We start from the raw sequence: 6,043 nt of genomic DNA, 5'->3' as shown, positions 1-6,043 counted from the left end.
TTAAGCCCGTTAGCGCCAATGGTACTGCAATCCGTGGGAGAGTAGGTCACCGCCTTCCTTAAAACCCTTCATAAAACTATGAAGGGTTTTTTTATGCTTCGTTTTTTAAAATAACACTAGTAAACCATCTCTAAAACTAAAGTGTAGGAATATTTCCAAAATAATGGAATAATTCCTATAATTCATTTTTTTATAGTAGTTTTGTATTTCTTAACAAAAGTATAATGCAAGACCAACTATATACTGTTATTGATGTCGAAACTACTGGAAAAGGTATTTTGGGTAATCGTATTACCGAAATATGTATTGTACAACTACAGGGAAATGAAATTCGAGACAAATTTACGTCTCTAGTTAATCCTGAACAGAATATTCCACCTTTTATCACGGGGCTTACAGGTATTGATAACGATATGGTTAGAAATGCTCCTAAATTTCATGAGATTGCAGAGCGTATTATCGAGATGACTACAGGAGCTGTTTTCGTCGCTCATAATGTCAATTTTGATTACAATGTAGTTAGAGGTGAATTTAAAAATTTAGGATATACGTTTACTCGAAAAAAATTATGTACAGTGCGTCTTTCCAGAAAGTTAATACCAGGGTTGTTTTCTTACAGCTTGGGTAGGCTTTGTTCATCTCTTGATATCCCATTAGTCGATCGACATCGTGCCGAAGGAGATACCGATGCTACGGTGATTTTGTTTCAACGTATTTTAAGTCTTGATCCAGACTACACAACCATCAACTCTTTTTTAAATGCTCGTTCTAAAGAAGCAACACTTCCACCACATCTCGATGTGAATTTGATTAATCAATTACCAGAACAAACAGGAATCTATCTGTTCAAAGATCAAAAAGGAAAAGTTATTTATGCAGGTAAAGCAAAGAATATAAAACAACGGGTAATTAGTCACTTTTATGATAAGAAGAATAAGGAGTATGCGCTTGGTCAGAATACGTACGCGATAGATTATGAGATAACAGGTAACGAACTTATAGCATTATTGTTGGAAGCAGAGAAAATTCAAAAATATTATCCAAAATTTAATAGGGCTCAAAAAAAACCGGTGGCTCCTTATCGAATCATACAGTACACCAATAGAAAAGGAGTTATACAACTTGCGATCGATAGATCAAAAAACACAGATCACTCACTAGAAGTATTTTATAAACGGTCTGATGCCATAGAACAGCTAGAACGATTGTGTTTTAATTACCAATTGTGTCCACGATATTGTAGCCTACAAAGTACATCTGAGCGCTGTTCTCATTATCGCATTAAAAATTGTAAAGGAATATGCCATGATAAAGAATCTGTGGCATTATATAATATGAGAGTACAGCAGGCATTAGTGTCCTTAAAGAAACAAAAAGAAACGTACCTGATAAGGGAAAAGGGTAGATCTGTAGATGAGCATAGTTTTGTAATTATACAAAACGGAATTTATAAGGGATTTGGTTATGTTCATCAGTCAGAACAGGTGTCACATTTTGATGATTTTGAAGCCTATTTGACACTACAAAAGCATACGTATCACACTACAAAAATCATTAAAGGTTATTTACGCAAACATGGGGAAAACAATATTATATATATGTAAAGGGAATTAATATGAATACTACAATTGTACACTTCGATCTGGATACTTTTTTTGTATCCTGCGAGCGTCTTTTGGATAGCAGGCTAAATAACAAACCTGTTATTGTTGGGGGTACCGGAGATCGTGGAGTAGTGAGCGCAGCCAGTTACGAGACCAGAGCTTATGGGGTCCACTCTGGAATGCCCATGAAGATGGCCAGACAACTTTGTCCTGGTGCTATCTATATACGCGGTAATGCAGGTACATATACAAAATTTTCAAAACAGGTGACCGAAATTTTACAAAGCGAAGTACCTGTTTTAGAAAAATCTAGTGTAGATGAGTTTTATGCAGATCTTACAGGGATGGATCGTTTTTTTGGATGTTATAAGTTTGCTTCAGAATTACGTAATAAAATCATGCGTGAGGCGGGCTTACCAATCTCTTTTGGACTTTCGGTGAATAAAACAGTTTCTAAAGTGGCTACAAATGAAGCCAAACCCAATAATCAACTTAAAATTGATACAGGTTACGAAAAAGCATTTCTAGCCCCATTGTCGATCAAAAAAATACCGATGGTAGGCGAGAAAACGTATCGTACCTTTTGCAATATGGGAATTAAAAATGTTTGTACAGTCCAGCAAATGCCTGTAGAAATGATGACTTCTGTTTTCGGGAAGAATGGCCGTGTCATATGGCAACGCGCCAATGGTATAGATCATACTCCTATTATAGAGTATCACGAACGTAAATCTATTTCTAGCGAGCGTACCTATGGACAGGACACTACAGATATTAATACACTTAAAACTACAGTCATAGCAATGGCAGAGAATTTGGCTTTTCAACTAAGACGAGGTGGAAAGCTTACTTCTTGTGTGACTGTTAAGATTCGCTATTCTGATTTTCAAACGTATTCCAAACAAATAAAAATTCCCTATACATCGGCTGATCATCATTTGATACCAGTGGTGTTAGAGCTTTTTGAGAATCTGTTCAGCAGGAGACTATTGATACGTCTTGTAGGAGTTAGATATAGCAGTTTAACTTCGGGGACCTATCAAATTAACCTATTTGATGACGAAAAGAAAACAGTTAATCTTTATAAAGCTATGGATGATATACGTATTCGCTTTGGGGATCGTAGTATCATGCGCGCAGCTACTATGGGAGATGGAGCACGTACTATTGGAAATTTTACAAATCCATTTAATGGGGAACCGCCTATCGTGTTAGCACATAGAACCCAATAAACAACTTTTATCTAAATGTATTTAAATAACCACTCATACTATAGTCTGCGTTATGGTGCTATATCAGAAATCGAGCTGTTAGAAATGGCTCAACGACATGGCTGTCATGAGTTTCCTTTAACCGACATTAATAACACTTCTGCTTGTTTGAATTTTATACGAAAAGCTCCTTCTTTTGACATAAAACCCATTGTTGGAATAGATTTTCGGAATGATGCCCAACAATGTTATGTTTGCCTTGCGCAAAATAATCAAGGTTTTTTAGAACTAAACAGATTTCTTTCTGAACATTTACATGGGGAAAAAGCATTTCCTGATCAGGCTCCACCTTTTAATCATAGCCTGGTTATTTATTCTTTTGAGAAATTACTGGCATTAGAAAAAACCAGTTTTTTGGCTAATGAATTTATTGGTATAGGGCTAACCGATATTAATAAGCTACGTTTTTCGAAACTTAGTGAGTTTACTGATAAATTGGTAGTACTCCATCCAGTTACTTTTCGCGATAAACGTGATTTTAATACACATCGATTGTTACGTGCTATCGATACTAATATGTTGTTGAGTAAATTACCAGAATCACAACAGGGCAAACCTGGCGATAAGATGTACCCTTTGGCAAGTATTGAAAAGGCTTTTGAAGATTATCCACATATTATTGAAAACACAAAGCAATTACTATCACAGTGCAACATAGCATTCAATTTTTCAAAAGATAGAGAAAATCAAAATTTGAAAACAGTTTTTGATAGCGCAGATACAGATTATAAAAAGCTTGTTGAACTTTGTGAATCGGGTCTACCAAAGCGTTATGATTCAATAACTGATTCTATACGTCAACGATTAACGAAAGAACTTTCTTTAATTAAACAACAAAACTTTGTAAGTTTCTTTCTAATTAATTGGAAGATCATTCAGTATGCGAAATCGAAAGATTATTATCATGTAGGCCGTGGGAGTGGTGCCAATAGTATCGTTGCTTTTTTATTAGAAATTACCGATGTAGATCCCATAGAATTAGATTTATATTTTGAACGGTTTATGAACCTATATCGTGCAAGCCCACCAGATTTCGATATTGACTTTTCTAGCTGGGATAGAGAAGATGTCACCCGATTTATTTTTGAGGCTTTTGGACGTAACGGACAAGCAGCTTTACTGGGAGCCTATGTTACTTTCAAGCATAGTGGAGCTGTTCGAGAGTTAGGAAAGGTATTTGGACTTCCTAAACATGAAATCGATAAATTGAGTGAAGGGAAATATGACCCCCAAAAATTGGATAAACTTTCAAAACTGGTACTTCAGTATGCAAAATACTTACATGGAAAACCAAACTATATAAGTATTCATGCAGCAGGGATTCTTATTTCTGAAAAACCTATTCATTATTTTTCGGCAACCCATTTACCTCCAAAAGGATTTCCTACCGTTCAGTTTGATATGCATATTGCTGAAGATGTAGGACTTTACAAATTCGATATTTTGGGACAACGGGGACTCGGAAAAATAAAAGATGCTGTTGCGATCGTCAAGAAAAATCATCCTGATGTTACTTTACCGAACATTCATAATGCAAAGCCTTTTTTTGAAGACCCTAAAATTAATGCCATGATCGAAAAGGCTGAATGTATTGGTTGTTTTTATGTAGAATCTCCTGCCATGCGTATGTTATTAAAAAAGTTAGGAGTACGAGATTATTTGACATTAGTGGCTGCAAGTTCTATTATACGTCCGGGAGTAGCAAAAAGCGGAATGATGCGAGAATATATTTTACGCCATAAAAATCCAGAACGAAGAAAACAAGCACATCCTGTACTTTGGAATATCATGCCTGATACTTATGGAGTTATGGTGTATCAAGAAGACGTTATAAAAGTAGCGCATCATTATGCAGGACTTGATTTAGGAGAAGCTGATGTATTACGAAGGGGAATGAGTGGTAAATATCGATCTCGTGATGAGTTTCAGGCCGTAAGAGATAAGTTTATAGCTAATTGTCGTGAGCGTGGAGAGGCCGATGAAGTAATCTTTGAAGTATGGCGACAGATAGAGAGTTTTGCGGGATATGCTTTTGCGAAAGGACATTCTGCATCCTATGCTGTAGAGTCTTATCAGAGTTTGTATTTGAAGTGTTACTATCCTTTGGAATATATGGTAGCTACGATTAATAATGGTGGCGGATTTTATCGAGTCGAAACTTACATACATGAAGCACGAATGAGCGGAGCAGTTATCCATGTGCCCTGTATTAACACCAGTTCTGTAGAGTCTACAATTAAAGGGAAAGAAATTTATTTAGGTTTTCAGCATTTACAGGGACTCGAAAAACGAACTATGTTAAAAATAATGAGTGCCAGAGTAGACGGATTATTTAATTCTTTGAATGATTTTATGGAAAGGGTATCACTTTCTATCGAGCAGTTAGATATTCTTATTCGTATAGATGCTTTCAGATCTTTTGGCAAGGATAAACGAAGTTTGTTGTGGGAAGCACATTATAAATGTAACCATATTACTACCAGTGAATTTCAGCAACAACTTTTTAGAATGCATACTAAAGATTTTATACTACCTGAATTCACCATCACAGATCTGGAAAGTGCTTTCGATCAACTAGAATTGTTAAACTTTACACTTTACAACCCTTTTATACTATTACAAACGCCACCAACCAGTAGTTTATTAACTACCGATTTAGCTATTTATCTAAATAAAATTGTTGTGATTTATGGATATTTAGTTACTGCTAAAAATACTGGAACTTCTAAAGGAGAACGCATGTTTTTTGGAACATTTTTGGATCAGAAAGGAGAGTGGATTGATACCGTACATTTTCCGCCAGTAGCTAAAAAATATCCTTTTCGAGGCAAAGGAATCTACCGTATTACAGGAAAAGTAGTCTCAGAGTTTGACTTTTTAAGTATTGAAGTCATTAAACAAGAACGTATGCCTTATATATCAGATCCCAGGTTTGATGTTACCTATAATAGAAAAGAAATTACCAAAATAACAAGGAAAATCCTTTAGATTATTAAGTTGATCTGCTCGTTGGTTCGAAGAAGGGTAAAAAAGCCTTATAATTGTTTTTGCTCATTTGAGAGCAAAAAAAAGAGGCTGTCTAAAAACATTTAGGCAGTCTTTTTTATTTGAGCTATTTTCTATTTTGAAGCTTTTGATTTCATAAAAGTTGTTAGTTGATAGTAGTTA

General features: G+C 35.4%; 3 protein-coding genes. All 3 read left to right on the top strand.

The annotated features are described in order from the left end of the window. Positions 1–224 precede the first annotated feature (224 nt). Genes ACFSJT_RS17940 through ACFSJT_RS17930 form a run of 3 tightly spaced genes read left to right on the top strand, consistent with a single transcriptional unit; the run spans position 225 to position 5,863 of the window. Positions 225–1,604: an exonuclease domain-containing protein gene (locus ACFSJT_RS17940; RefSeq protein WP_378321715.1), complete on the top strand. Its 1,380-nt coding sequence runs from the start codon at positions 225–227 to the stop codon at positions 1,602–1,604. A gap of 11 nt (positions 1,605–1,615) precedes the next feature. Further along, positions 1,616–2,836, top strand: a complete 1,221-nt coding sequence (gene dinB / locus ACFSJT_RS17935; protein ID WP_378321714.1) for a DNA polymerase IV — start codon at positions 1,616–1,618, stop codon at positions 2,834–2,836. A 15-nt stretch (positions 2,837–2,851) separates the two neighbouring features. Continuing rightward, on the top strand, positions 2,852–5,863 hold the full coding sequence (locus ACFSJT_RS17930) for a DNA polymerase III subunit alpha (RefSeq protein ID WP_378321713.1): 3,012 nt from the start codon (positions 2,852–2,854) through the stop codon (positions 5,861–5,863). Positions 5,864–6,043 lie beyond the last annotated feature (180 nt).

The sequence above is a fragment of the Aquimarina celericrescens genome, from assembly GCF_042682765.1.
Taxonomy (GTDB): Bacteria; Bacteroidota; Bacteroidia; order Flavobacteriales; family Flavobacteriaceae; genus Aquimarina; species Aquimarina celericrescens.
The sequence above is the reverse complement of the archived record's forward strand: the minus strand, read 5'-3'. Positions and strand labels throughout refer to the sequence as shown.